Raw genomic sequence first — 488 nt, forward strand, 5'->3', positions numbered from 1 at the left:
CCCCCGGCAATGGAACCACTGCTTGGTAAAACACTACTTAACGTAGGGGCAACTGCCGTGTAGGTGAAGCCACCCATTAAGCTGGCACTACCCACGCCATTATTCACCAACACATCAACCGTTAACGAGCCACTGACATAAGCCGGGGTTGATGCCGTAATGGTTGTGGCATTCACTACTGTAACATTCGTTGCAGCAATACCACCAACCGTGACCGTCGCGCCAGGAATAAAGCCACTACCGCTTAGTGTAATGGTTGTATTGCCGCTCACCGGTCCTGTCGTTGGCGAAAGCCCCGTTAAGGTGGGCGCAATCGCAGTATAAGTAAAGCCTCCAGTTAAAGTCGCACTCCCCACGCTATTGGTCACCACCACATCTTTCACCAAAGCCCCACTGACATAAACCGGTGTGGTCGCAGTTAAGGTGGTAGCGTTCACCATCACCACGCTCGTCGCCGCAACCCCTCCTATGGTTAAGGTCGTGGTCGG

The 488-nt window shown here is 53.5% G+C and carries 1 protein-coding gene; it reads right to left on the bottom strand.

From position 1 onward, the window contains the following. Positions 1–488, bottom strand: a 488-nt coding sequence (locus ACD661_RS16945; protein ID WP_400189011.1) for an IPT/TIG domain-containing protein, incomplete at both ends; no start/stop codon positions are given.

Origin of the sequence: Legionella lytica (assembly GCF_044626755.1) — a bacterium.
Taxonomy (GTDB): Bacteria; Pseudomonadota; Gammaproteobacteria; order Legionellales; family Legionellaceae; genus Legionella; species Legionella lytica_A.